We start from the raw sequence: 24,177 nt of genomic DNA, 5'->3' as shown, positions 1-24,177 counted from the left end.
GCCAATCGGGATGAAGGTTACGTTCTGCGGCGCAAGACGGCGGCTTTCACCGCTGCCAGAAGGCCGTGCCGAACCAGGAGATCGAGATCCGGCACGGGTGCGGAGTTCGCCGGCCTGATCAGGCGAGTCTGGCCGTCAGGGTGATCGTCGTGCCGGCCAGCGCCTGGCTGACCGGGCAGTTCTTCTTGGCGTCCTCGGCGGCGGCGGCGAACGTGTCGTTGTCGATGCCGGGGACGATGCCCTCGACGGTCAGATGGATGCCCGTGATGCCCTCACCAGGCTGGAAGGTCACCTCAGCCCCGCTGATGAGCTGGGCGGGAGGGGTGCCCGCGCCGGACAGGCCGTGCGTCAGTGCCATGGAAAAGCAGCTGGAGTGCGCGGCGGCGATCAGTTCCTCCGGGCTGGTCTTGCCGTTCGCCTCCTCGGCGCGCGACGGCCACGACACCGGCTGCTCATGGATGCCGGAGGAGTCGAACGCGACGACGCCGCTGCCCTCGACCAGATTGCCGGCCCAGATGGTGTGCGCGGTACGGACTGTGGACATGCTGTGCTCCTTCGATACTTGGCGTGATTAGGCGGGAACCCGTGTTCGCGACCGCCGCGTGTCCCGATCGATCCCTGCGACCGCCTGGTCGGGGTGCGGCGGGGTCTGCTGACGCTGCGCGAAACAGAGCCGCCAACAGTGGCCAGGCAGGCATGAGGAGGGAATTCCATCGGGCTCGCCTGATGGCGGTCGCGGCCCCTCTACGCGCGGTTCCGATGTCCGCTGGGGCACCCCACGCCCCCGCGGAACGCCGCCCAACGTACACCGATCTGTTTCCTGTGTCTAACGGCGCTCGCCCTACACCGATCTGTTTCCGGCTGTTCACCCTCGCCGGTACATTGATGGTCATGAAGACCGACGTGAGGGTGGACGCGGTGCGCGAGCGGGTGCTCGAGGCCGCGTGCAAGCTGTTCGCCGGCCGGGGGATCAACGCCACCGGCGTGGACCTGGTGTCGGAGACGGCCGGGGTGTCCAAGCGCAGCCTCTATCAGCGCTTCCCCAGTAAGGACCACCTCATCGCGGCCTATCTGCCGCGGGCCACCGACCGGTTCCTGGCAGACCTGATCCCGTCGGAGGACCAGGGTCTGTCACCGGTCGAGAGCATCCTGGAGGTCTTCTCCGCCACGTGCCGCAAGTCGGCCGAACCCGACTTCCGCGGCTGCCCGGTGCTCAACGCCGCCGCCGAGATCACCGACACCGGCCACCCCATGCGTGAGATCGCCACCTCGTACAAGGAGCGCATGGAGGGCTACTTCACCCGGCAGGCCGAAGCCGCCGGGGCAGCCGATCCGGCGCTGCTCGCCGTTCAGCTGACCATGCTCTTCGACGGCGCGATGAGCTACGCCGCCGTCCGGAACGAGCCTCTCCCGGACACCGTCGACGTCACCGTCCGCACCCTTCTGGCAGCCCAGGCCGTCGCCGTTCCCGCGCAGGTGAACGAGCACTGACGAACGCCGGTATTCGCCGCTGAACAAAGGCATCGAAGTTGCCTGCCGGCCAGGCCGAAAAGATCGGCTTGGCATAGGAAACAGATCGGTGTACGGTAGTCCTGCCTCGGGGGTCGGGAGTGCCGTCTAAATGACTGTGATGTCATCTCAGATGTCGGCCGGGCAATCCGCTTTCGCTGTTCCCGCTTACTCATCTGTGTTCTCCCGCTCTCGCCATTGAGGTGTTTCCACCATTCCTTCAGACCGGAGGGCTTGACGTGAGCGCGTACCTGATCAATCACCTGCGTATACCCGGTGATGTCCCGAACGACCAGTTGCGGTCCTATCTGCAGCAGGTGGAGGGCATCGTCACGAGTTACGGGGGCAAGTGGCTCGCCAACGGCGAGGGCACCGCCGTGGAAGGGGTCTGGCCAGGGCGGGTCGTCCTGCTGGAGTTCCCCGACCTCGCCGCCATCGACCGGTGGGCCGCCTCTCCCGAGTACCAGCGCGTCGTGTCGCTGCGCCTGGAGAACGCAATCTCCGACGTGGTGGTCGTCGACGGCCTGCCGGCGGCTTAGGGCACCGGCACCTTTTCCTCTTATTCAACTGCATCGCGCAGGACAAGGAAACGTTTCCATGAGTCTCCCCCCTCAGATTTCCGGCCAGGACGACCCGCAGTATGTCCAGCGTGGCGCGATCCATGTGCCCGCTGGCGAGGGCATCACCAAATGGATGTCCGGAGACGTCTACACAATGAAATTGACCGCGACCCAAGGCTCCGGCGCGCTCGGTTTCATCGAGGCTTCGATCCCGGTGGGCGCCGGACCGGTGCCGCATATGCACAACAACTCCGACGAGGCGTTCTATCTGCTCGCCGGAGAGCTGGAATTCCTCGACGGCGACCGCACGTTCATCGGCCGGACAGGGGATTTCATCTACATTCCGCGTGGGCACCGGCACCGTTTCAGGAACGTCGGCGTGCACCCCGCCCGGATGATCTTCATGTTCACCCCGGGCGGCCCGGAGCAGACCTTCATCGAGGGTGGGGACGAGCCGCTCCCCGGTGAGCAGCCGGCCCCGTGGGGCCCCGAGCGGTTCGGGACGCTGATCGAACTGGCCACCCGATACGACTCCGTCCTGCTCGTCGAGACCGACTCTTAGGATCACCGGCCGCCCGCGGCCGTCGCATTCCCGGCGGGCCGTCTCGGGTGGCTCCCAACCGTTTGGAGAGACGACCATGACGACGCGTCCCGAGCCCATGGCCGACGTTCGTGACATGTATATGGCCCACACCATGTTCCGGCGGGAGTTCGGCCTGGTCCCGGGACTCGTCCGCAGAGTGGCCGAAGGCGACGGGGAACGCTCGGAGATCGTGGGCGCCCACCTCGACCTGCTGTGCCGGATACTCCACGCCCACCACGAGGGCGAGGACATCATCGTGTGGCCCAAGCTCCATGAGCGAGGCGGCCATGCGGCTGCCGAGATCGTCCTCACGATGGAGTGGCAGCACCACGCCGTCGAAAAGACACTCGAGCGCCTGGGCGTGGTGTTGCCCGGCTGGCGGGCGACGGCACGGGGCGGAGCGCAGGTCGCCGAAACGTGCGACGACCTGAATATCCTCCTCGCCGAACACATGGCGCTGGAAGAGAAGGAGATCCTTCCGCTCGCCGCGAGGTTCATCACCGCCGCCGAATGGAAGGGTCTCGGCGAACACGGCATGAACTCCTTCTCGAAGAAGGAACTCGCCCTGGCGTTCGGTCTCGTGATGTACGAGGCCGATCCCGACGTCATCAAGGGAGTGCTGGCGCACGCGCCCTTCCCGGCCCGCCTCCTGATACCGCGTATCGCGCCGCGTATCTTCGCCGCGCACGCCGAACGGGTGCACGGCACCGCGACCCCGCCGCGGTGGAACCGATAGGTCCCGCTCGCACGGCGCGCGGTCTTCGACCGAGGCACCGGACGCCTCCGTTCAAAGCGTCCGTATGCCCGGACCCCCCATCACAACATCCAGACAGGAAGAAACATGCTCACTATCTTGGTCGCGGCTGTGATCACCGGTGTCATCGTCGGCGGACTCGGCCGGCTTCTGCTGCCCGGGCGCCAGGACATCGGCTTGCCCGCCACCATCCTCGCGGGCGTGGTAGCCGCCCTCCTCGGCTCCGGGATCGCCTACCTGCTGGACCTGTCCAGCAACACCTTTCTGGCACTCGTCCTCCAGCTCGCTCTCGCCGTCGGCTGCGTGGCGGTCGTCAGCCGGATGAAGGCCAGGAAGAGCCAGCACTGAGGCACGGCGAGCCAGGAGCCGGAAAGCGGACGCCGCCGCCCTCGGGGGAGGGCGGCGGCGTGGTGATGGCCGGTTGTCAGGGGCGAGTGGAGCCGACCGAGTAGGCGCCGGAGCCGCTGTACGCGTGGACGCGGAGGCGGTAGTAACCCGCGGTGCCGTTGTAGGTGACGGTCTCGTCGGGGCCTGAGCTGGTGCCGCTGGCGACGTTCGCCCAGGCGCTGCCGTTCCAGCGCTGGAGGTAGAGGTCGAAGTCGGTGCCGTTCGGGCCGTCGAGGCAGGCGCGGTGGGTGCCGGAGACGGTGGACTGGTAGTAGGAGTTGTTGGGGAGGTAGACGTTGGCGCCGCTGGTCAGGGAGCCGGTGTAGGTGTTGGCGTAGCCGGAGCAGGTGGTGCCGCCGCCTCCGCCGCCCTGGGTGACGAGGGTCAGTCCGTACGTGGAGAGGATCTCGTTGACGGGCTGGAAGTAGGTGGTTCCGCCGGTGGTGCAGTTGCCGGAGCCGCCGGAGGTGACGCCCTGGGCCTGGTCGCCGGAGATCCAGGAGCCGCCGGAGTCGCCGGGTTCGGCGCAGGCGTTGGTGCGGGTCAGGCCGGTGACGGTGCCCTGCGGGTAGGTGACGGTGGCGTTGAGCTGCTGGACGACGCCGCAGCGCCAGCCGGTGGTGGAGCCGGAGCGGCAGATGGAGCCGCCGACGACCTGGGCGCTGGAGCCGGCCACGTTCACGGTGCTGCCGCCGGAGCCGATGACGACGGGGCGCGGGGTCCAGTTGGCGTTGACGGCTACCCAGGCGTAGTCGTTGCCGGGGAACGAGGAACCCTGGAAGGTGCCCTGGGCGACCCGGTTGAAGCCCTGGGTGGAGGCTCCGGCGGTGCCGCAGTGGCCGGCGGTGACGAAGCCGTTGGTGCTGCCGCGGGTGATGGAGAACCCGATGGAGCAGCGGCCGCTGTTGTTGATGTAGTACGCCTCGCCGCCGCGCAGGTCGTAGTACGGCTGCGGCTGCTCCTGCGACGCCTCGACGCGTACGGCTCCCGCGTCGACGCCGGCGGACGCGACGAAGGCGTCGGCGGCGGCCTGGTCGCGGGCGAGCACGACGACCGCGTTGGCGCGGACGTCGACGTAGTACCCGGGCACGGTGGCGGGCGCGGCGACCGCGTCGAGGCGGGCCTTCACGGCGTCGAGGTCGGCCAGCGTACGGGTGACGACCTGCGCTTTGGCGCCGGACGCGGTGACGTCGGAGGCCGCGGCGGCGTCGGTCACGGCGACCGTGAGGGTGGCGGCGTCGCCGCTGAGCCAGGAGCCGGCGAACCGGTCCCCGAGGGTGTTGCGGATCTTGCCTTCCACTTTGCCGAGCCGCTTCTCGTTCAGCAGCCGGGTCTCCGCCTGTTCCGCGGTCAGGTTCAGGTCCCGCTGGAGGGCCTGGAGCATGGTGGGCGCGGGTTTCTCCGAGGTGGCGGAGGCGGGGGCGGAGGTGAGGATGAGGGCGAGGCCGAGGGTGAGGGCTGTCGCCGCGCTCAGGATGTGCCTGCTGCGCATCGGGTCTCCTTGGGGGGTTGGAGTGCCGTCAACGTAACGGCGTGCGCCCCCCGCGAGGACCTACCAGTTGTCCCCCACCACGGTGTTATGGCACCGTGCCATAACCCTGGTTCCGGTCCAGCCAATGGGAGTAGGCCGGGCTCTGGCGGGCCGCGTCCAGGTGGGCGGCCTTGGCGTGGCCGACGATCTGCGCGGCGTTCTCACCGGCGGGTGTCTCGGGGTGCCAGCCGAGCAGTTGCCGCCAGCGCAGGGGTGTGCCGGCGATCGGCAGGGCGACCAGTCCTTCGCTGAGCCGGAACGTGCCCTGGCAGAGTGCCACGGCGCGGCCCACTCTGACCAGATGCACGCAGGTCGCCACATCCGTCTCGTAGATGGTGGCGGGCGTGAATCCGGCCTTGGCGGCGGCGACCGCGAAGCATTCGCCGAAGCAGCCGTCCCCGGGCGTGACCGCCCACTGCTCCTCGGCCAGTTCCCCCAGCTCGACCTCGCGTTCCCCGGCCAGCGGGTGCTCGGCGGAGACCAGCACGAAGACGGGGTCCATGGCTACCAGCGTCCACGCCACGGCCTCGTCGCCGGGGGCGCGGGTGTCGCCGCAGACGCCGATGAGGGCGTAGTCGAGGCGTCCGAGCATCACCTTGGTGGCCAGTTCGCCGGTGGACCACGAGGTGGAGGTGGTGATCACCGCGTCCGGCTCGGCCTGCGCCAGCCGGTCCACCAGGCCGCCCAGGATCGGCCCGTTGGCCGCCCCGATCCGGTAGCGCCGCCCGGGCTCGCCGCCGCCGTTGGCCAGCCGCGCCGCCTCTTCCTGCAGTTGCCGTACGGCCGGCAGCAGCACCTGCGCGCGGGCCAGCACGAGTTCGCCCAGGGGGGTGGGCCGCGACCCGGTGTGGTCGCGCTGGAACAGGGCGCCCCCGAGGGTCCTTTCGATGCGTTTGAGCTGCGCGGTCAGCGCGGGCTGCGCGAGCCCGAGCACGGTGGCCGCTTTGCTGACGCTGCCGGTCTCGGCGATCGCGCGCACAATGCGGAGGTGGCGGAGCTCCAAGTCCATACCGGAGACCGTATGACTACGGCATAACTCCAGCAATGATGATTTGTCACACATTCTGACTAGTCAAGTCGGAAACTGGCGGTCAAGACTCGGCCGCAGGGGGTACAACCTGGGAATTCTCCGGGTATGGGCGGGGCACGGGCGTGCTGCCGTTCGAGGGGATCGATGTGAAACTATGGCGGAGGGTGACAGTCGCCTTTCTGATCGCGACCGTCACCGGCTGCGCCACCGAACCTCGTGACTCCGCCGGCGGATACGACGTGATCCGGAAGAGCACGCCGCCGCCCGTCGTCGAGGACGGCTTCAAGATCGGCCTCCTGCTCCCCGAGTCCGGCACCGCCCGGTACGAGAAGTTCGACCGCCCCTACGTCAGCAAGTACGTCAAGGAGCTCTGCCCCGCCTGCACGCTCCTCTACGCCAACGCCCAGCAGGACCCCGCCCGCCAGCGGCAGCAGATCGACGCCATGCTCGCGCAGGGCGTCCAGGTGCTCATCCTCGACGCCGTGGACGCCAAGGCCGTCGCGCCCTCGGTCGAGAAGGCCGCGGGCAAGGGCGTGAAGATCGTCGCGTACGACCGGCTGGCCGAGGGCCCGATCCACGCCTACAGCTCCATCGACAACATCGAGGTCGGCAAGATGCAGGGCCAAGCCCTGATCGACGCCCTGAAGATGGGCGGGAACCCGGCGCGCGGCCCCATCGTCATGGTCAACGGCCCGCCGGCCGACCCCAACGCGGGCGAGTTCAAGAAGGGCGCCCACCAGGTCCTGGACAGCCGGGTGGTGATCGGCAAGGAGTTCGACATCCCCGACTGGAGCGCCGAGCAGGCCCGGATCCAGGCGCTCGCCGCGTTCACCGCCCTCGGCGCGGGCAACGTCATCGGGGTGTACTCCGCCAACGACGGCATGGCGGGAGGCATCGCGAAGGCCATGCGGAGCGCGGGCATCCCGAAGGGCACCCCCCTGACCGGCCAGGACGCCGACCTGGCCGCGATCCAGCGCATCCTGCTCGGCACCCAGACCATGACCATCTACAAGCCCATCGAACCGGAGGCCGAGAGCGCCGTCCGCATGGCCATCGACCTCGCGAGCGGCAGGACGCCCACCGCGCCGAGCACCGTGCGCAACACCACGGTCCACGCCATCCCGGCGATGATCACCGCACCCATGGTGGTGACCAGGGACAACATCAAGGACACGGTGGTCCGGGACGGCTTCTGGACGGTCCGCGAGATCTGCGCCCCGAAGGAGGTACGCCCGGCCTGCAAGTCCACCGGACTGACCTGAGTGAAGCCCGCGAGATCCAGGCTCGAGGAACGCCGACCTGAACCCGGACAGACCGTGCTGATCTTGCTATCCTCGGCGTGTAGTCGAATCCTCGTCGATGGCCCGGGCGTGCCGCTGAAACGCCTTCCACATGAGTCTTCTCGCGGGAGCGTGCCGCGGCCGCGTATGAGCGCCGTCCGCGTCCGTACGCCGAAAGACCTGCGCCGCCAGCGCCGCACCCGGCCGCCGCAGTGTCTCGATCATCTGTACGTGGCTCCGCTGTGGCCACTGCACGGGGTCAATCTGGGCACCTTGCTCCGCACCTGCGACGCGGTCGGGGCCTGCCTGGCCGTGCCCCGCTACCCGTGGATTCCCGAGGCGCTCGCTCGGGGGAACACGCTGCGGCGGCCGGCCTGCGTGCACTGGGTGCGCGATCCGGCGCACTGGCTGGCCGGACGGCGGGAGGCGGGCGCCGCGGTGCTCGGCGTGGAACTGGCCGAGAACGCGATCCGGCTGGCCGACCTGCCGATGGCCCGGCGGCCGACCGTGGCGGTGCTGGGTCATGAGCGCGAGGGCATCCCGCCGGAGTGCCTCGACTTGCTCGACGCCGTCGTGGAGATCCCCATGATCGGTGTCGGGGCCAGTCTCAACGTCGCCGTCGCCGGGTCGCTGGTGCTCTACAAGCTGGCGGGGTTCGTGTAGGTCAGCCGTTCCTGAGGTAGGCGAGGGCCGCGAGCACGCGACGGTTGTCCGCGGGCGTCTTCGGCAGGTCCAGCTTGCGGAAGACGCTCTGCACGTGGGTGACGACCGTGTGCACCGAGATGACCAGCCGTTCGGCGATTCCCCGGTCGGTGAGTCCCTCGGTGACGAGGGCCAGGATCTCCAGTTCCCGCTCCGACAGGGGCGACAGCACGGCGCGCCGGGCCGCGGCCCGGGTGACCATGGCGGCCAGTTCCGTGTCGATCACGGTGCCGCCCGCCGCGACCCGGTCGAGCGCGCCCATGAACTGGGCGACGCCGGCCACGCGCTCCTTGAGCAGGTAGCCCCGGCCGCGGGGGTCGGCGCCCAGCAGGCTGATCGCGTACTCGGGCACGGCGTACTGGGAGAGCACGAGGACGGGCACCTCGTGGGAGCGGAGCAGGGCGGCCAGGCGGAGTCCCTCGTCGGAGTGGGTGGGCGGCAGCTTGATGTCGACGACGGCGACGTCGGGCCGCCGCTCGCCGAGGAGCTTCTCCGCCTGGTACGGCTCCCCCGCGGTCACCACCTCGTGCCCGTGCCCGGTCAGGGCGGTGACGAGCCCGAGGAGGAAGAAGGCGTGGTCTTCGACGACGAGCACGCGCATGGCAGCTCCACTCGGAGGTCGGTGCCCTGGCGGGGCGGGCTGGCGAGGGTGAACGTCCCGTCGATGGCGGCGACCCGGTCGGCCAGGCCGCGCAGCCCGGAGCCCCGGCCGGGGTCGGCTCCCCCGACGCCGTCGTCGCGTACCCGCAGGAGGAGGGAGCCGCCGGCGCAGGACAGTTCGACGCGTACGGTGCCGGCGCGGGCGTGTTTGATGGCGTTGGTGAGGGCTTCGCTGGCGGCGAAGTAGGCGGCCGACTCGATCGGCGGGGGCGGCCGGTGGGTGAGGTCGTCGGCGACCAGGACGCGTACCTGGGCGCGGTCGCCGAGCAGCCGGATGGCCGCGCCGAGGCCGTGGTCGGTGAGCACGACCGGGTGGATGCCGCCGGCCAGCCGCCGGAGCTCGTCGATGGCGGCCTGGAGCTCCGCGTGGATCTCGTCGAGCAGCCGGTGCTCCCCCGCGGGCAGCCGTTCGGCGAGCAGCCGCAGCGCCAGGCCGAGGCCGACGAGGCGCTGCTGGGCGCCGTCGTGCAGGTCGCGTTCGAGCTTGCGCCGCGCGGTGTCCCCGGCTTCGACCAGGCGCGCCCTGGACGCCTTGACCTGGGCGAGCTGTTCGACGACCTGGGCCTGGAGCCGGAGGTTGTCCCGGGCCAGCGCGGCGGCCGTCTGGGCGAGGTCGAGACGCTCCCTGAGCAGGCCGACCGCGTACGAGATCGGGAGCGCGACCGCGAGGGTCACGTGCAGGAGGGGGAACATCGGGGAGAAGGCGAAGACCGCGGTGGTCAGCGGAGTGAGCACCGACTGCAGCAGGACGGCGGAGCCGAACACGCCCGCGAGGACGGACAGGCCGATGGGCAGGGCGTGCAGGCGGCGCTCGCGCGGGCCCGCGCGCAGGAGGCGGCGCACGAGGAGGACGGCGCCGGCCGCAAGCAGCAGGGTCCAGCCGTAGCCGCCGAAGGTCCGTACGGCCTCCCGGACCGCGGGGTCGTCGACCAGGTAGACGATCATCCGCGTGCAGCGGTCGCAGTCGCGCGGCCTGACCGTGGACACGATGCCGGCCGCGTAGAGGGAGCCGAGCAGCCAGCCGGCGCGGATGAGCCATCGGGCCGGGCGATCCGCGATCCGGCCGGTGGGGTAGGTCAGGCCCAGGTGGAACACGAACGGGACCTGGAGGTTGGTGATCAGGCCGGCGAGCGTGTGCAGGGCCTCGAAGGCGAAGCCGGTGCCGTACCAGATGTTGCCCGCCGTGCCGAGCATGTCGGCCAGGGCGAAGATCATCATCAGGTAGCCGAACCTGACCCGGCGCGCCAGCCAGCCCGACACCAGCCAGAGCACGCTCCACGCGATCGAGTACACGAGCCACGTGCTGAACGGCGGGCCCCACGCGAAGGTGCCCAGCGTCAGCAGCACCGCCTCTGCCAGGCCGAGGCCGAGCAGGACGGGCGCCCAATCCCGATCACGCCTGAGCGCGCCGACGTCCACAAGCCCGATGGTCCATCAGTTCCGGCGGGCACGACAGAAGTCGCCCGCGAATTCATGACTTTCCATGAGGCGGCCGCCGCCTTGATGAATACGTGACCCTGCGACCATCATGGGCCTGGTGAACGTGCTCCGGGCGTCGCTTCTGGCGGTGCTCCTGCTCGCGACCGGATCCGGCGCGGTGGTGGCCGCCCGTGAGGTGGTGAGCGCGCGCGACGGCGTGGAGTCGGTGCGGCTGGCCGCGCAGAGCGAGAGCGTCGCCACGATCGATCCCGCGATGTCCCGGCTGCTGGCCGTGGCCGCCTGGCGCGCCGCGCCGACCCCGGAGGCCCGGCGCGGCCTGATCGCGACCCTCACCCGGCCGCTCACGGCCGTGCTGCGCGGCCATCGCAACGGCGTGAACGCGGTGGCGTACGACCGGGAGGGGACCAGGCTGGCCACCGGCGGCGTGGACGGCACGCTGCGGATCTGGGACGCGCGCTCGTACCGGCCGATCGGGCTGCCGATCAAGGGGCATCGGGGGGCGATCACGCAGGTGACGTTCGCCAAGAACGGCTGGGTGATCACCGCGGGCCAGGACCGGACGATCCGGGTCTGGGAGATCGCCGACGAGGAGGAGACCGGTAAGCAGGTCGGCCGGCCGATCCCGGGGACGGTGTTCGCGGCGGACCCGCCCGGCCGGTTCCTCGCGCTGGGCGACCAGAACGGGGTGCCGCGCCTGGTCAACCTGCTCACCCGCCGCCCGTCCGGCCAGCCGTTCCCGCGCCATCCGGCCGGCCTGCGCCACCTGAGCTTCGACGGCACGACCCTGACCACGTACGACGGCGCGGGCGTGCTGCGCCGGTGGGACGCGCGCACCCGCCGCCCCGCCGGCCGGATCGCGGGCGGGCCGGGCCCGGTCACGCTGAACCGGGAGCGGGTGGCGCTGACGCTGCGGGGGACGCTGCGCCGGCTGGATCTGGCCACCCGGCGGCAGAGCAACCGGCCCGTCACGGGCGACTTCGTCGCGCTGACGTACGCGGCGGAGGGTGACCTGCTGGCGACCGCCCAGCGCAACGGCGCGGTTCACGTGCTGGAGAACGGCGTGCCGCTGACCGAGCCGTTCCAGGCCGGCGCCGTACGGGCCATGGCCTTCAGCCCGGACGGGAACTGGCTGGCCACCGCGGGCGACGACGAGATCGTCCGCGTGTGGGACATCGCGCTCACCCGGCGGCTGAGCGGCGAGCCAACGTCCGGCACGCCGGGGCCGTGGACGGCGCTCGCGGGCACCCCGCCGTGCCGGGCCGCGACCGTCGACGCGGTCGCGACCAGCCCGGACGGCCGCCAGTTCGCCACCGCGAGCGCGGGCGCCATCTGCCTCTGGGACGCCGCCACCCGCCGCCGGCTGCGCGAACCGCTCACCGGCCACACGGGCAGGGTGAACACCCTCGTCTACAGCCCGGACGGCAGGCGGCTGCTGTCCGGCGGCGACGACCACACGATCCGCTCGTGGGACACCGCCACCGGAGAGCCGGGCGATCTCAACCTGGCCCAGGCGAGCGGCATCTCCGCCCTCGCCTTCGACCCCCGCGACCCGAACCGCCTGGCCACGGGCACCGAGAACGGCACGGTGCGCCTCTGGGACCTCACCGAGCGGCTCCCGGTCGGCCCGCCCTTCCTCGGCCACACGGCCGCGGTGACCTCGATCGCGTTCAGCGGCTCCCTCCTCGCGACCGCCGCCGGAAATATCCGCCTATGGGATCTGGATACGCACCGGCAACTGGGCTCCCCACTCGGCCGCAACCTGAGTACGGTCGAGTTCGCCAACGGCGGCCGCGAACTGGTCGGCGGCGGCCCGGCCGGGACCAGGCGGCTGTGGAACCCCGCGCTGACCCCCGACCCGGCCGCCGAGGCCTGCGCCCTGGCCAGGCGTTTCCCGCCGCCGCCCGATCTGAGGTCCTACCTGCCGGACCGGGACTACCCCGACATCTGCCCCTGATGCCGCTGATACCCCTGAGCGGCCACGAAGTCGTTGCACTGCGGCAGCCCCAGCTCCCGGATGATGTTGTTCAGCTCGAAGAAGTTGAGCTCGCCGATCCGGGGCAGCAGGTCGATGATGGGCGTGCCGTACTTGCGGGCCATGTACCGGTAGTTCTCGGCCGCCTGGTCGTTGTTGCCGTCGAAGCTCTTCGGGTGCGGCACGTGGATGGCGGCGGCGTCCCGGTTGAGCACGAAGCGGGCGCCGTCGCGGTGCAGGCGGTAGCCGAGGTCGAGGTCCTCACCGCCCCAGCGCCGGAAGTTCTCGTCGAACATGCCGACCGCGCGCAGCTGCTCGGTCCGCGCCGAGACGTTGCAGGTCCAGTAGTTGAGCCAGGGCGCGGGCAGGTCGGCGAAGTCGTCGCCGTACAGGCCGTAGAAGATCTCGCGGACGTCCAGGTACTGGCCGGTGCGCTTGAGCTTGGCGATGGTGCCGTCCGGGTCGTCGAAGTCGATGGCCTTCATGATGAGGATCGCGTCCTCGTTGTCGAGGTTGAAGCAGTAGACGTAGCCGCAGACGGCGAGCGGCACGTCCGCGGACGCGTGGGTGGCCAGGTGCTCGGTCAGGAAGCGGGAGTGGGCCAGCACGCCGGCGTCCATCAGCACGGTGATCTCGGCGGACGCCTTGGCGATGCCCAGGTTGCGGGCCTGGGCCGCCCGGTGGCCGAGGTCCTCCTGGAAGAAGTAGCGGAGGTTGAGCCGGTCGCGGAAGCCGTCCACCATGGCCTTGGTGCCGTCGCTGGATCCGTCGTCGCCGATCAGCACCTCGAACTGGTCGGCGGGCAGGGTCTGCCGGGCGAGCGAGTCGAGGGTGTGCCGGAGCAGATCCTCCCGGTTGTAGGTCGGGATCACCACGCTGCATCTCATCGGGAACTCCCCAGGTCGGTACGGAACCAGCTGATCGTTGCGGCGATGCCCTCCGGGATGCCGGTGGCCGGAGACCAGCCGAGCAGCCGTTGGGCCAGACGGGTGTCGGGGCGGCGTCTCTCCGGGTCGTCCTGGCCGAGCGGCGCGTACGTGAACCGGAGCGGGTTGCCGGTCTGGTCGGCGATCAGCCCGGCGATGTCCAGGACGGCCATCTCGTCGGTGCTGCCCAGGTTGACGGGGCCGCGGTGCGGCGAGCGCATGAGCAGCACCAGGGCGTCCACCATGTCGTCGACGTAGCAGAGGGAGCGGGTCTGCTTGCCGGTCCCGTTGATCGAGAACGGCCTGCCGTCGAGGGCCTGCGCGATGAAGTTGGGCACCACCCGGCCGTCGTTGAGCCGCATCCTCGGGCCGAAGGTGTTGAAGATCCGGGCGATCGCGACGTCGGTCCCGTACGCGCGGTGGTAGGCGAAGGTGACGGCCTCCGCGTACCGCTTCGCCTCGTCGTAGACCGAACGCGGGCCGACCGTGTTGACGTTGCCCAGGTACGTCTCCGGCTGGGGGTGTTCCAGCGGGTCGCCGTACACCTCGGAGGTGGAGGCGAGCAGGAAGCGGGCGTTCTTGGCGCGGGCCAGGGCGAGCACGTTGTCGGTGCCGGCCGAGCCGGTGCGCAGCGTCTCCAGCGGCAGGCGCTGGTAGTCCACCGGGGAGGCCGGGGAGGCCAGGTGGAAGATCTGGTCGAGCGGTCCCGGCACGTCGAACGGCTCGACGACGTCCTGGGTGAGCAGCTGGAAGCCGGGCTCGGTCAGCAGGTGCGCGATGTTCGCCTGGCGGCCGGTCGAGAAGTTGTCGGCGCAGACGACGCGGTGGCCGTCCCCGAGCAGGCGCTCGCAGAGGGCCGATCCGATGAAACCGGCGCCGCCGGTGACGAGCACGCGGGTCGAGTCCAAGCGCATATAACGGAGTCCTCTCGTGAAAACCCGTCGGCGCTCGGGTGTGAGATCAGGCGTTACCTGGAGTTCGCGGGCCTGGGCGCCCTGGGTGCCCACGCGGTCCTGGCGACCGCGTCGTTGGCGGCCAGGTAGTCCGCGCAGTCGGGCATGCCGCGCAGCGTGATGATGTCGTTGAGGTTGAAGAAGTGCACGTCCGGGATGGACAGCAGCAGCCGGGTGATGGGCGTGCGGTACTTGTCGGCCATCCGGCGGTAGTTGGCGTCCGCCTCGGAGTTGTTGACCTGCTCGCTCTTCGGGTGCGGGCAGTGGATGGCCACCGCCTCCCGGTTGAGCACGAACCTGGCGCCGTCGCGGTACAGGCGGTAGCCGAGGTCGATGTCCTCGCCGCCCCACGCGACGAAGTCCTCGTCGAACCCGCCGACCGCGCGCAGCTGGTCGGTCCTGGCCGAGACGTTGCAGGTCCAGTAGTTCATCCAGGGCGCGGGGAGGACGTCGTAGTCCTCGCCGTACTTGGTGTAGAAGTCCTCGCGCATGTCGACCCACTGGCGGTTGGCGTCCAGCATGGCGATCGTGGCGTCGGGGTCGGCGACGTCGATCGTCTCGCGCATCAGGTCGGCGTCGCCGCCGTCGAAGTTGTAGCAGAACACGTAGCCGGTCACCGCGACCGGCCGGTCGCCGCCGGCGGCGTGGCTGTCCAGGTGGGCGCGCAGGCAGCCGGAGCCGGGCAGCACGCCGCAGTCGAACAGCACGCACACCTCGGCCTCGGCCTTGAAGATCCCCACGTTGCGGGTCTTGGCGGCCCGGTAGCCCTCGCGCTCCCGGAAGAAGTACCGCAGGTTCAGCCGGTCCTGGAAGGAACGCGCGACCGCGTCGGTGCCGTCGTCGGAGCCGTCGTCCACGACGATGACCTCGAACTCCTCACGCGGCAGCGTCTGCCGGGTGAGGGCGTGGAGGGTGTGGCCCAGGAGTTCGGCCCGGTTGTAGGTCGGGATGACGACACTGCACTTGAGCATGGGTGCCTCACAGGTAGCTCACAGGTAGTACGTGTTCGGGTCGAGCCCGCACAGGACCCGGCCGTAGAGCTCCAGGTTCGTGTTGGGATGCATGAGCGCGTGCAGGTTGATCGCCAGCACGTCCCGCTCGATCTGCTGGATCGGCACGGTGTCGTAGATGGAGGTGCCGCCGCTGGCCGTGTTCAGGATGTCCACGGCCTCCTTCACGAGCTGACAGACCGCCCCCATGTCGGCGCGGGCGCGGGCCCGCTCCTCCGTCGTCCACTCCGCCTTGGCCATGGCCTTGGCGTCCACCTGCGTGGCCAGCCGCTCGGCGTGGAACTCGGCCTCGTCGATCTTCATGGCGGCGGCGGCGACCTGCAGGTGGGTGACCGGGGCCTCACGCTGGCTGGTGTAGCCGGTGTAGGTGATGCCGCGGTTGGGCAGCCGGTGCAGGAACGCGCCCATCGCCCCTCTGGCCAGGCCGAGCAGGGTGCCGACCGACGAGGCGGACGCGGTGGGCAGCAGCGGGGAACGGTAGACGGGATTGTCGGCGTTGAGCACGGACGCGTACTGCTCGTTCAGGACCGCGCCGAGGGAGAGCACGCGGGTGGCCGGGACGTACACGCCGGTGGCGATCGTGGTGACGCTGCCGGAGCCCTTGAGCCCGGTCGTGTACCAGTCGTCCATGACGCCCAGCTCGGCCATCGGGACCAGCGCCAGGATCGGCCCCGCGTTCTCGGTGGCGGCCACGGCCACCTGCCACTGGCTGTGCAGGGCGCCGCTCATGAAGGCCCACTGGCCGGTGATCGAGTAGCCCGAGTCCTTCGGCGTGGCGACCGCCGTGGGGCTGAGCGTGGCGCAGATCCGTACGTCCGGGGTGGCGAACACCTCGTCCTGCACCTCGTCGGGGAACAGGCAGGTCATCCAGGCCGCGATCGACCACACGGCGGTCGTCCAGGCGGCCGAGCCGTCGCCCTGCCCCAGCACCCCGAGCACCTTGGTGAGGGTACGGCTGTCGCACGCGAATCCCCCGTACCGTTCGGGGACCCTGAGCTTGAAGACGCCCGCGTCGGCCATCGCCTCGATGGACAGCGGATGCAGGCGGCGGTGCCCCTCGGACCAGTACGCGTTTCCGCGCAACAACGGCACGATTCTTCCGGCACGCTCCGCCAATTCCGGTTTCTGTAGAGTTTCCATGACCCTCCTCGAATGGAACGGTAGGTCCCGTCCCCGAGGAGTCGCATCTCCTGAATTGCCGGGTCTTTCGAAATCAATCGATATTGCGTAGCCGGTAAATAAACCAAACGCCCGATCAGCCGGTCAGATGCTCATGCCGCCGTCCACCCGTACCGGGCTGCCGGTCATGAACGAGCTGTCGTCGCTGGCCAGGAAGAGCACCACCCGGGCCACCTCGTCCGGGTCCGCGTGCCGGGCCAGCGGGATGTGCGCGTCGAACAGCCGGGCCGCCTCCTCGGGGGGCGCGCCGGTGACCGCGGTCTCGATGGCGCGCTGGAAGTCGTTGGCGACCGGGCCGGGATGCACGGTGTTGACCCGGATGCGGCGCGGCGCGACCTCCTTGGCGAGCGTGCGCATCAGCCCGACCAGCGCGTGCTTGGCCGTCGCGTACGCGCTGACCCCCGCGTCCGAGGTCAGCCCCACCACGCTGGAGGTGATGATCACGCTGCCGCCGTCCGACATGACCGGCAGCGCGTGCTTGCAGACCAGGAACGACCCCCGCACGTGTACGGCCAGCACCCGGTCGAACACCTCGTCCGGATAGTGGACCACCGGGGCGACCACGCCGGGGATGCCGGCGTTGCTGAAGACGACGTCCAGCCCGCCGTACCGGCCGATGACGGCGTCGACGGCGGCGCGGACCTGCGCGGCGTCGGAGACGTCGGCCAGGTGGTGGGCGCAGCCGAGTTCGGCGGCGCCCGCGGCCAGCGCGGGCTCGTCCACCCCCACGAGCATGACCGCGGCGCCCTCGGCGGTGAAGAGCCGGGCCGTGGCCATGCCCAGGCTGCCCTCGCCGCCGGTGATCAGAGCGACCTTGCCGTCCAGACGTCCCATGGGGTCATGGTCGGGGCAGCGGGGAATCCCCGTCTTGCCCGCGAGCGCACAGCGCTTGACCGTGACGGTACTCCCGGGGCGACAGCCCGAAGGCGGCCTTGAAGGCCCGGCTGAAGTGCGAGGCGTCGGGGTAGCCCCATTTGAGGCCGATGGCGCTGACGGGACGGCCGCCCAGCAGCGGGTCGCGCAGGTCCCGCCCGCACCGGTCCAGGCGGCGTTCCCGGATCCAGGCGAGCACGGTGGTGCCCTCGGACTGGAAGAGTTTGTGCAGGTAACGGGTGGAGATGTGGTGGGCCAGCGCGATCTCGGCGGGCCCGAGCCCGGGATCGCCGAGGTGGGCCTCGATGTAGGAGGTGATGCGCGGGAACAGCGCGTTGCGGGCGGGGTCGGCGGGCAGGTCCAGCCGCCCGGCCAGCGTGGTGGCGACCAGGTCGATGACGTTCCCGGCCAGCCTGGCCCCGCCGTGCGCCTCCACCTCGTCCAGCAGCGTGCCGATCCGCAGCAGGAACGGGCCGATCAGCGCGCCCAGCCCGGAGTCGCCGGAGATGGCCGTCGCCGTGAGCCCGGAGATCCGGTCCGGCGGCAGGCCCAGCATGGCTCTCGGGAAGATCAGCACCAGCAGCCGGGAGTGCTCCTCGAAGACCAGCGTGTACGGCCGGTCGGTGTCGTACACGGCGAACTCGCCCGGGTCCAGCACGGCCTGGCGGCCGTCCTGGCAGAGCAGCCCGCGCCCGCTGACGACCAGGCCGAGCTTGTAGCACTCGGCGGGCGCGGCCGTGGTCAGCTTGGCGGTGCGGTGGGCGACGTGCGCGCCGGTGTCCACGTCGTAGACGCCGAGCGCGCCCAGCCTGGCCCCGCGCAGGCGCCCCTCGAACCCGTCCTCCGCGCGCGGGAACGACGCGTCGAGCGGGACGAACGCGTGGGAGACCACATGGCGCCAGTAGTCGCGGCGTTCCGCGCTGGACACGCTCCCGGTGTCGGCCAGGTACGGCATGCAGCCAGACTGCGAGCCCATGCACTGGCAGTCAAGGGATGTTCCCTGTCAGACAAGACCTGGTGAACAGGAACTTTGACAATGGCCAGCACACAGGTGCCGGGGGCCGATCGCCTGTCCCGAGCGGAGGCGCCACATTGTCCACCTACCCGACGTCCACCTACCCGACCCGAAGGACCTTCCTGGGCGCGCTCGGCACGGCCGCCGTCGCGGGCTGCTCGTCCGGTCTGCGCGAGAGCTCCGGCGGCACGGGCCGGAGCCTGAAGATCGGCTATGTCAGCCCGCGGACCGGCCCGCTCGCGGTGTTCGGCGAATCCGACGACTACGTGCTCGGCAGGGTCAGGGCGGCCCTGGCCAAGGGCCTGTCGATCGGCGGGCGCGGCTACCCGGTGGAGATCGTCGTCAAGGACACCCAGTCCAGCGCGGCCCGCGCCGCCGAGGTGGCGGGCGAGCTGATCCAGCGGGACCGGGTGGACATCGTGCTGGCCACCTCGACGCCGGACACCACCAACCCGGTCTCCGACCAGTGCGAGGCGGCCCGGGTGCCGTGCGTGGCGACCGTCTGCCCGTGGGAGATCTGGGCGGCGGGCCGGCCCGCGCCGACCTACTCCTACCTGCACTTCATCGGCACCGAGCAGGAGGTGGGGGTGTTCGCGGGCCTCTGGTCGAAGGCGGACACCAACAAGGTCGTCGGCGGGCTGTGGCCGAACGACACCGACGGCGAGCTGTACCGGCGCTTCGTCACCGCCGAGCCCGGGTGGCGGGTGAGCGATCCCGGCGCGTACGAGGACGGCACCCAGGACTACACCTCGATCCTGGCCGCGTTCGCCCGCGACGACGTGGAGATCCTGCAGGCCGCCCCGATCCCGCCGGACTGGGTCACCTTCTGGCGGCAGGCCGCGCAGCACGGGTTCCGGCCGAAGATCGTGTCGGTGGCCAAGGCCATGCTCTTCCCGACCGTCGCGAAGACCCTCGGCGAGCTGGCCGAAGGGCTGGTCGCGCCGGTCTGGTGGTCGGCCGCGTTCCCGTACCGGTCGTCGCTGGACGGGACCACCGCCAAGGCCTTCGCCGACGGGTACGGCCGGCCCTGGACGCCCCCGATGGGCTTCAACCACGCCCTGTTCGAGATCGCCGTCGCCGCCTTCAGGGCCGCCGCCGACCCCAAGGACCACGCCGCCGTCGCGGCCGCCATCGGCACCCTCAAAGGGGAGGCCATCAGCGGCCGGTACGACTTCACCGCCGGCCCCAGCAAGAACGTGTCGATGGCGCCCGACCTGCTCGGCCAGTGGCGCAGGAACCCCGCCGGCGAGTACGACCTGGTCATCGTGGACAACACGCTCGACCCCGCCATCCCCCTGCAGGGCGAGTTCACCCCGCTCCGATGATCGCGGCCATCGTGCAGGGTGTCCTGGTCGGCGGCACGTACGCGCTGGTGGCCTGCGGGCTCTCGCTCGCGTTCGGGGTGATGCGGCTGGTCAACATCGCGCACGGCGACCTGGCCGTGTGCGGGGCCTACCTGGCATTGATGGCGGCGGCCGGGTTCGGGGCGCCGCCGGTCCTGGCGCTGGTCCTGGTCCTGCCGCTGGCGTTCGGGGTGGGCGCGCTGCTGCAGCTGACCCTGTTCGAGCGGGCGCTGCGCGGCGGGGAACTGGCGCCGGTGCTGGTCACCTTCGGCCTGTCGGTGGTGATCCAGAACCTGCTGGTGACGGGCGCCTCGGCGAATCCGCGGTCGCTGGACGGGGGCGCGTTCGCGCTGGCCGGGTTCGAGGTCGGCGGGCTGACGCTGTCGTGGCTGCGGACGGCGGGGTTCGCCACCGCCGTCGTGGTGCTGGGGTCGCTGCACCTGCTGCTGGCGAGGACGGGGTTCGGGCGGCGGGTGCGGGCCACGGCGGACGATCCGGAGGCGGCGCGGCTGTCCGGCGTCCGGGTGCGGCCGGTGTTCGCGTGCGTGGCGGGGATCTCCGTGGCGACGGCGGCGCTGGCCGGGATGTTCCTCGGGCTGATGTCGACGTTCGATCCGTACTCGGGCGGGCTGATACTGATCTTCGCGTTCGAGGCGGTGGTGATCGGCGGGCTCGGGTCCCTGTGGGGCACGCTCGCCGGGGGGATCGTGCTGGGGGTCACGCAGCAGCTGGTCGCGCTCTGGGATGTGCGGTTCGCGGTGCTCGCGGTGCACGTGCTGTTCTTCGGGGTGCTGGTGGTCCGGCCGGTGCGCGCATGAGGTATTTCGCCGTGTTCGTCCTGGTGCTGCTGGCGAGCGTGCCGTACACGCTGGGGCCCGGGGTGGAGCAGTCGCTGGTGACGCTGTTCTCGCTGGTGGCCATGGCGACCTGGTGGAACCTGCTGGCGGGGTTCGCGGGGCTGACCTCGTTCGGGCAGCAGGCGTACCTGGGGGTGGGGGCGTACGGGCTGTATGTCCTGGCCCTGGCCGGGGTCGATCCGTTCGCCGCGATCCCGCTCGCGGCGGCGCTGGCGGGGGTCGTGGCGCTGCCGGTGTCGGTCGCGGTGCTGCGGCTGTCGGGGGGACAGTTCGCGGTCGCGACCTGGGTGCTGGCCGAGATCTTCCGGCTCGCGGTGACCCTCTCCCCCGGGGGCGACACCGGCGTCTCCCTCCCCGGCATTTCCGGATATATGCCGCTATTGCGGCAGGCACTGGTCTACTGGTGCGCGCTCGGGCTCGCGGCCGGCTCGGTGCTCGCCGTCTGGCTCCTGGCCCGCGGCCGGTACGGCCTGGCCGCCCGCGCGGTGAGCGCGGACCCGGACGCGGCGGCGGCCTCCGGGGTCCGGGTGGCGAGGATCCGGCGCGTGGCGTACTGCCTGGCCGCCGCGGGCGCCGGCGCGGTCGGCGCGCTGCTGTTCACCCACACGCTGTACGTGCAGCCGGGATCGATCTTCAACGTGCAGTACAGCGTGCTGATGATGTTCATGGTCCTGACCGGCGGCCTCGGCACGGTCGAGGGCCCGGTGGCCGGAGCGCTGATCTTCTTCGTCCTGCAGCAGGCACTCTCCGCCCACGGCCCCTGGTATCTGGTCCTGCTCGGCGCCGTCGGCGTCGCCGTCACGCTCTTCGCCCCGCGCGGCCTCTGGGGCCACCTGGGACGCCCCCTCTTCCCCATCGCCCACCTCCGGGAGACCTAGATGCGACGCCGAACGTTACTGAAGGGCCTGGGCCTGTCCGCCCTGGCCGCCACCGGGTGCGGCACCTCGATCCGCGGGTCCGGGCCGACCGGCGAGGACAGGATCGTGATCGGGTTCGTCAGCCCGCGGACCGGGCCGCTGGCCGGTTTCGCCTCCGGCGACTCGTTCATCGTGGACACCGTCCGCCGCACTCAGGCGTTCGCGGGAGGCATCACCTCCGGCGGCCGGAAGTACCCGGTGGAGATCGTGGTGAAGGACACCCAGTCCGATCCGAACCGGGCCTCCCAGGTCGCCCGCGAGCTGATCCTGCAGGACCGCGCCGACCTGATCGTCACCAGCTCCACCCCGGAGACGACCAACCCGGTCGCCACCGTGTGCGAGACGCAGGGGGTGCCGTGCGTGTCGGCGGTGGTGCCCTGGCAGGCCTGGTACTTCGCCCGGCAGGCCGATCCGGCGAAGCCGCAGCCGTTCACGTACACGACGATGTTCTTCTTCGGGGTGGAGCAGTTCGGCGGGTGCTTCGTCCCGATGTGGGAGCGCGTGCCCAGCAGCAAGGCCGTGGCGGGGATGTTCCCCAACGACGCGGACGGCAACGCCTTCCGGAGCGCCTGGCCGGACATCATCGAGGACGCCGGGTACCGCTGGGTGGACGGCGGCTCCTACACCAACGGCACCACCGACTACAGCTCGATGATCTCGGCGTTCAGGGAGGCGGACTGCGAGATCTTCATCAACGCGCCCATCCCGCCGGACTTCAACACCATGTGGAAGCAGGCCGCGCAGCAGGGCTTCCGGCCGAAGCTGGCCACGGTCGCCAAGGTGCTGCTGTTCCCGGCCGACACCGAGGCCCTGGGCGATCTGGTGAACAACATCGCCACGGATTCGTGGTGGGGGCCGTACATGCCGTACACGTCCTCGCTGGACGGGAGTACGGCGAAGGCGCTGGCGGAGGCGTACCAGGCGGCCAGCGGGAAGCAGTGGCTGCAGACGCTGGGCTCGACGTACTCGCTGTTCGAGGTGGCGCACCAGGCGTTCACGGCCGTGGACGCGCCGCACGACCGCAAGGCCGTGGCGGCGCAGCTGCGGCGGCTGAGCTACACGGGCATCTCGGGGCCGCTGGACTGGACGAAGGGCCCGGTGCCCGGGGTGGCGATCCAGCAGCCGGTCGGGGTGCAGTGGAAGAAGGGCAAGGACTTCCCGTACGAGATGGTGGTGGTCGACAACACCCTCAACCCCGCCGTCCCGGTCGGCGCCGACCTCACCCCGACGAACCCGTGAACATGCTCGAACTCGACCGGATCAGCAAACGGTTCGGCCGGGTCACGGTGGCCGAGGAGCTCTCCCTGTCGGTACGGCACGGCGACGCGGTCGGCGTGGTCGGCCCCAACGGCGCCGGCAAGACCAGCCTGTTCGGGATGATCTCCGGGGATCTGGCGCCGGACGCGGGCGAGGTGCGCTTCGACGGGCGTCGGGTCACGGCGCTGGACGCGTCGGTCCGGTGCCGGCTGGGCATCGGCCGTACCTATCAGGTGCCCAGGCCCTTCACCGGGCTGAGCGTCTTCGAGAACGTCCTGGTCGCCGCGCAGCAGGGGGCCGGGACGCGGGGGCGGGCCAGTTACGCGCTGGCCGCCGAGGTGCTGGCCGGGACCGGCCTCGCCGATCTGGCGGGGCGGCCGGCGGGGCGGCTCGGCCTGCTCCAGCGCAAACGGCTGGAACTGGCCCGCGCGCTGGCCACCCGGCCCCGGCTGCTGCTGCTCGACGAGGTCGCGGGCGGGCTCACCGATCCGGAGGTGGCCGAACTGGTCGCCCTGATCACCGCCGCCCGCGCGCGGGACGGGCTGGCCGTCATCTGGATCGAGCACGTCGTCCGCGCGCTGACCGCCACGGTGGACCGGCTGATCTGCCTGGCCGGCGGCCGCGTCGTCGGCGACGGACGGCCGCTGGAGGTGCTCGCCACTCCGGCGGTCAGGGAGGTCTTCCTGGGGACCGAAGCGAGCGCCGACGCGCTCACGGAGGTGGAACGGGATGCTTGAGGTCAGGAGGCTGAGCGCCGATCACGGTCAGCTGCGCGCGGTGCACGAGCTCAGCCTGTCGCTGGAAGCCGGCCGGGCGCACGCCGTCATCGGCGCGAACGGCGCGGGCAAGTCCACCCTGCTGCGGGCCATCGCCGGGCTGCACCCGCCCTCCTCCGGCTCGGTCCTGCTGGACGGCGAGGACATCACCCGGGAGCCGCCGGAGCTGCGGGTGACCCGCGGGATCTGCCTGGTCCCGGAGGGCCGCCGGCTGTTCGCCTCGCTCACGGTGGAGGAGAACCTGCTGGTCGGGCGGCATCGGGCGGCGAAGGGGCCGTGGGAGCCCGGCAGGGTCTACGAGCTGTTCCCGTGGCTGCGGGAGCGCCGCCGCCAGCCGGCCTCCCAGCTGTCCGGCGGGGAGCAGCAGGCGGTCGCCATCGGGCGCGCGCTGGTGGCCAACCCGCGCGTGCTGCTCCTGGACGAACTGTCGCTCGGGCTCGCGCCGAAGATCGTCCGCCAGCTGTACGAGCTGCTGCCGCGCCTGCTCGAAACCGGGATGGCGGTGCTGCTGGTGGAGCAGGACGTCAGCCAGGCGATGCGGGTCGCGTCGCGGGTGCAGTGCCTGCTGGAGGGGCGGACCACGCTGGAGGGACGGCCGCGCGACTTCACCCCGGCCCAGATCGAGGCCGCCTATTTCGGATTACGGACGGAAAAGGAATGAGC

At 70.9% G+C, this 24,177-nt stretch carries 25 protein-coding genes; 14 read left to right on the top strand and 11 right to left on the bottom strand.

Annotated features, from left to right (window positions below):
• Positions 1-118 precede the first annotated feature (118 nt).
• Positions 119-544 (bottom strand): OsmC family protein, encoded by a 426-nt coding sequence (locus tag Aph01nite_RS13310; RefSeq protein ID WP_204041158.1) that lies wholly within the window; start codon positions 542-544, stop codon positions 119-121.
• A gap of 347 nt (positions 545-891) precedes the next feature.
• Here Aph01nite_RS13310 and Aph01nite_RS13305 point away from each other — a divergent pair, with 347 nt between their 5' ends.
• From Aph01nite_RS13305 to Aph01nite_RS13285, 5 genes are all read left to right on the top strand, one after another.
• Positions 892-1,491, top strand: a complete 600-nt coding sequence (locus tag Aph01nite_RS13305; RefSeq protein ID WP_204041157.1) for a TetR/AcrR family transcriptional regulator — start codon at positions 892-894, stop codon at positions 1,489-1,491.
• Positions 1,492-1,712: 221 nt separating this feature from the next.
• Entirely contained in the window at positions 1,713-2,048 is a 336-nt protein-coding gene (locus tag Aph01nite_RS13300; protein WP_307836775.1) for a DUF1330 domain-containing protein, read from the top strand.
• Between the two features lie 58 nt (positions 2,049-2,106).
• The gene (locus tag Aph01nite_RS13295) at positions 2,107-2,631 is read left to right on the top strand and encodes a cupin domain-containing protein (protein WP_204041155.1); all 525 of its coding nucleotides are present in this window, start codon (positions 2,107-2,109) and stop codon (positions 2,629-2,631) included.
• Positions 2,632-2,707: 76 nt separating this feature from the next.
• Entirely contained in the window at positions 2,708-3,388 is a 681-nt protein-coding gene (locus Aph01nite_RS13290; protein WP_204041154.1) for a hemerythrin domain-containing protein, read from the top strand.
• A 105-nt stretch (positions 3,389-3,493) separates the two neighbouring features.
• A complete protein-coding gene (locus Aph01nite_RS13285) occupies positions 3,494-3,754 on the top strand; it encodes a GlsB/YeaQ/YmgE family stress response membrane protein (protein ID WP_204041153.1) in 261 nt (86 codons plus the stop codon).
• Between the two features lie 76 nt (positions 3,755-3,830).
• On the opposite strand, the gene Aph01nite_RS13280 is transcribed toward Aph01nite_RS13285, so the two are convergent.
• Positions 3,831-5,285 (bottom strand): S1 family peptidase, encoded by a 1,455-nt coding sequence (locus Aph01nite_RS13280; RefSeq protein ID WP_204041152.1) that lies wholly within the window; start codon positions 5,283-5,285, stop codon positions 3,831-3,833.
• 85 nt (positions 5,286-5,370) lie between these two features.
• Positions 5,371-6,333, bottom strand: a complete 963-nt coding sequence (locus Aph01nite_RS13275) for a LysR family transcriptional regulator (protein ID WP_204041151.1) — start codon at positions 6,331-6,333, stop codon at positions 5,371-5,373.
• Between the two features lie 185 nt (positions 6,334-6,518).
• Between Aph01nite_RS13275 and Aph01nite_RS13270 the strand changes: the two genes are divergently transcribed.
• Together Aph01nite_RS13270 and Aph01nite_RS13265 are read left to right on the top strand one after the other, a co-directional pair.
• On the top strand, positions 6,519-7,616 hold the full coding sequence (locus tag Aph01nite_RS13270) for a sugar ABC transporter substrate-binding protein (RefSeq protein ID WP_239161644.1): 1,098 nt from the start codon (positions 6,519-6,521) through the stop codon (positions 7,614-7,616).
• 165 nt (positions 7,617-7,781) lie between these two features.
• Positions 7,782-8,297: a TrmH family RNA methyltransferase gene (locus tag Aph01nite_RS13265; protein WP_204041150.1), complete on the top strand. Its 516-nt coding sequence runs from the start codon at positions 7,782-7,784 to the stop codon at positions 8,295-8,297.
• 1 nt (position 8,298) lies between these two features.
• Here the strand turns inward: Aph01nite_RS13265 and Aph01nite_RS13260 are convergent, their stop codons facing one another.
• Both Aph01nite_RS13260 and Aph01nite_RS13255 read right to left on the bottom strand, forming a co-directional pair.
• Positions 8,299-8,937, bottom strand: a complete 639-nt coding sequence (locus Aph01nite_RS13260; RefSeq protein WP_204041149.1) for a response regulator transcription factor — start codon at positions 8,935-8,937, stop codon at positions 8,299-8,301.
• Positions 8,877-10,415: a sensor histidine kinase gene (locus Aph01nite_RS13255; RefSeq protein ID WP_204041148.1), complete on the bottom strand. Its 1,539-nt coding sequence runs from the start codon at positions 10,413-10,415 to the stop codon at positions 8,877-8,879. The genes Aph01nite_RS13260 and Aph01nite_RS13255 overlap by 61 nt, the downstream gene beginning before the upstream one ends.
• A gap of 118 nt (positions 10,416-10,533) precedes the next feature.
• Here Aph01nite_RS13255 and Aph01nite_RS13250 point away from each other — a divergent pair, with 118 nt between their 5' ends.
• The gene (locus Aph01nite_RS13250; RefSeq protein ID WP_204041147.1) at positions 10,534-12,390 is read left to right on the top strand and encodes a WD40 repeat domain-containing protein; all 1,857 of its coding nucleotides are present in this window, start codon (positions 10,534-10,536) and stop codon (positions 12,388-12,390) included.
• Here Aph01nite_RS13250 and Aph01nite_RS13245 read toward each other — a convergent pair.
• From Aph01nite_RS13245 to Aph01nite_RS13220, 6 genes are all read right to left on the bottom strand, one after another.
• Positions 12,369-13,295 (bottom strand): glycosyltransferase, encoded by a 927-nt coding sequence (locus Aph01nite_RS13245; RefSeq protein ID WP_204041146.1) that lies wholly within the window; start codon positions 13,293-13,295, stop codon positions 12,369-12,371. The genes Aph01nite_RS13250 and Aph01nite_RS13245 overlap by 22 nt on opposite strands.
• Positions 13,292-14,248 carry a UDP-glucuronic acid decarboxylase family protein gene (locus Aph01nite_RS13240; protein WP_204041145.1) on the bottom strand — a complete coding sequence of 319 codons (957 nt, stop codon included), beginning with the start codon at positions 14,246-14,248 and terminating at the stop codon, positions 13,292-13,294. Before Aph01nite_RS13240 ends, Aph01nite_RS13245 begins: the two co-directional genes overlap by 4 nt.
• Positions 14,249-14,301: 53 nt before the next feature.
• Positions 14,302-15,258, bottom strand: coding sequence for a glycosyltransferase (locus tag Aph01nite_RS13235; RefSeq protein ID WP_204041144.1), 957 nt, complete (start codon positions 15,256-15,258; stop codon positions 14,302-14,304).
• Positions 15,259-15,276: 18 nt separating this feature from the next.
• The gene (locus Aph01nite_RS13230) at positions 15,277-16,437 is read right to left on the bottom strand and encodes an acyl-CoA dehydrogenase family protein (RefSeq protein ID WP_204041143.1); all 1,161 of its coding nucleotides are present in this window, start codon (positions 16,435-16,437) and stop codon (positions 15,277-15,279) included.
• A gap of 123 nt (positions 16,438-16,560) precedes the next feature.
• Positions 16,561-17,310: an SDR family NAD(P)-dependent oxidoreductase gene (locus Aph01nite_RS13225; RefSeq protein WP_204041142.1), complete on the bottom strand. Its 750-nt coding sequence runs from the start codon at positions 17,308-17,310 to the stop codon at positions 16,561-16,563.
• A 4-nt stretch (positions 17,311-17,314) separates the two neighbouring features.
• Positions 17,315-18,325, bottom strand: a complete 1,011-nt coding sequence (locus Aph01nite_RS13220) for an AraC-like ligand-binding domain-containing protein (RefSeq protein ID WP_204041141.1) — start codon at positions 18,323-18,325, stop codon at positions 17,315-17,317.
• 116 nt (positions 18,326-18,441) lie between these two features.
• On the opposite strand from Aph01nite_RS13220, the gene Aph01nite_RS13215 reads away from it, so the two are divergent.
• Genes Aph01nite_RS13215 through Aph01nite_RS13190 form a run of 6 tightly spaced genes read left to right on the top strand, consistent with a single transcriptional unit; the run spans position 18,442 to position 24,175 of the window.
• Positions 18,442-19,689 carry an ABC transporter substrate-binding protein gene (locus tag Aph01nite_RS13215; RefSeq protein ID WP_204041140.1) on the top strand — a complete coding sequence of 416 codons (1,248 nt, stop codon included), beginning with the start codon at positions 18,442-18,444 and terminating at the stop codon, positions 19,687-19,689.
• The gene (locus Aph01nite_RS13210) at positions 19,686-20,525 is read left to right on the top strand and encodes a branched-chain amino acid ABC transporter permease (RefSeq protein WP_204041139.1); all 840 of its coding nucleotides are present in this window, start codon (positions 19,686-19,688) and stop codon (positions 20,523-20,525) included. The genes Aph01nite_RS13215 and Aph01nite_RS13210 overlap by 4 nt, the downstream gene beginning before the upstream one ends.
• A complete protein-coding gene (locus tag Aph01nite_RS13205; protein ID WP_204041138.1) occupies positions 20,522-21,442 on the top strand; it encodes a branched-chain amino acid ABC transporter permease in 921 nt (306 codons plus the stop codon). The genes Aph01nite_RS13210 and Aph01nite_RS13205 overlap by 4 nt, the downstream gene beginning before the upstream one ends.
• Complete coding sequence (locus tag Aph01nite_RS13200) at positions 21,443-22,720, top strand: ABC transporter substrate-binding protein (protein WP_204041137.1); 1,278 nt, start codon at positions 21,443-21,445, stop codon at positions 22,718-22,720. It begins immediately after the preceding gene.
• A gap of 2 nt (positions 22,721-22,722) precedes the next feature.
• Positions 22,723-23,475, top strand: coding sequence for an ABC transporter ATP-binding protein (locus Aph01nite_RS13195; RefSeq protein WP_204041136.1), 753 nt, complete (start codon positions 22,723-22,725; stop codon positions 23,473-23,475).
• Positions 23,468-24,175, top strand: a complete 708-nt coding sequence (locus tag Aph01nite_RS13190) for an ABC transporter ATP-binding protein (RefSeq protein WP_204041135.1) — start codon at positions 23,468-23,470, stop codon at positions 24,173-24,175. Before Aph01nite_RS13195 ends, Aph01nite_RS13190 begins: the two co-directional genes overlap by 8 nt.
• The last annotated feature ends 2 nt before the right edge of the window (positions 24,176-24,177 follow it).

Source organism: Acrocarpospora phusangensis (assembly GCF_016862995.1).
Lineage (GTDB): Bacteria > Actinomycetota > Actinomycetes > Streptosporangiales > Streptosporangiaceae > Acrocarpospora > Acrocarpospora phusangensis.
This window is presented reverse-complemented; position numbering and strand designations above follow the sequence as displayed.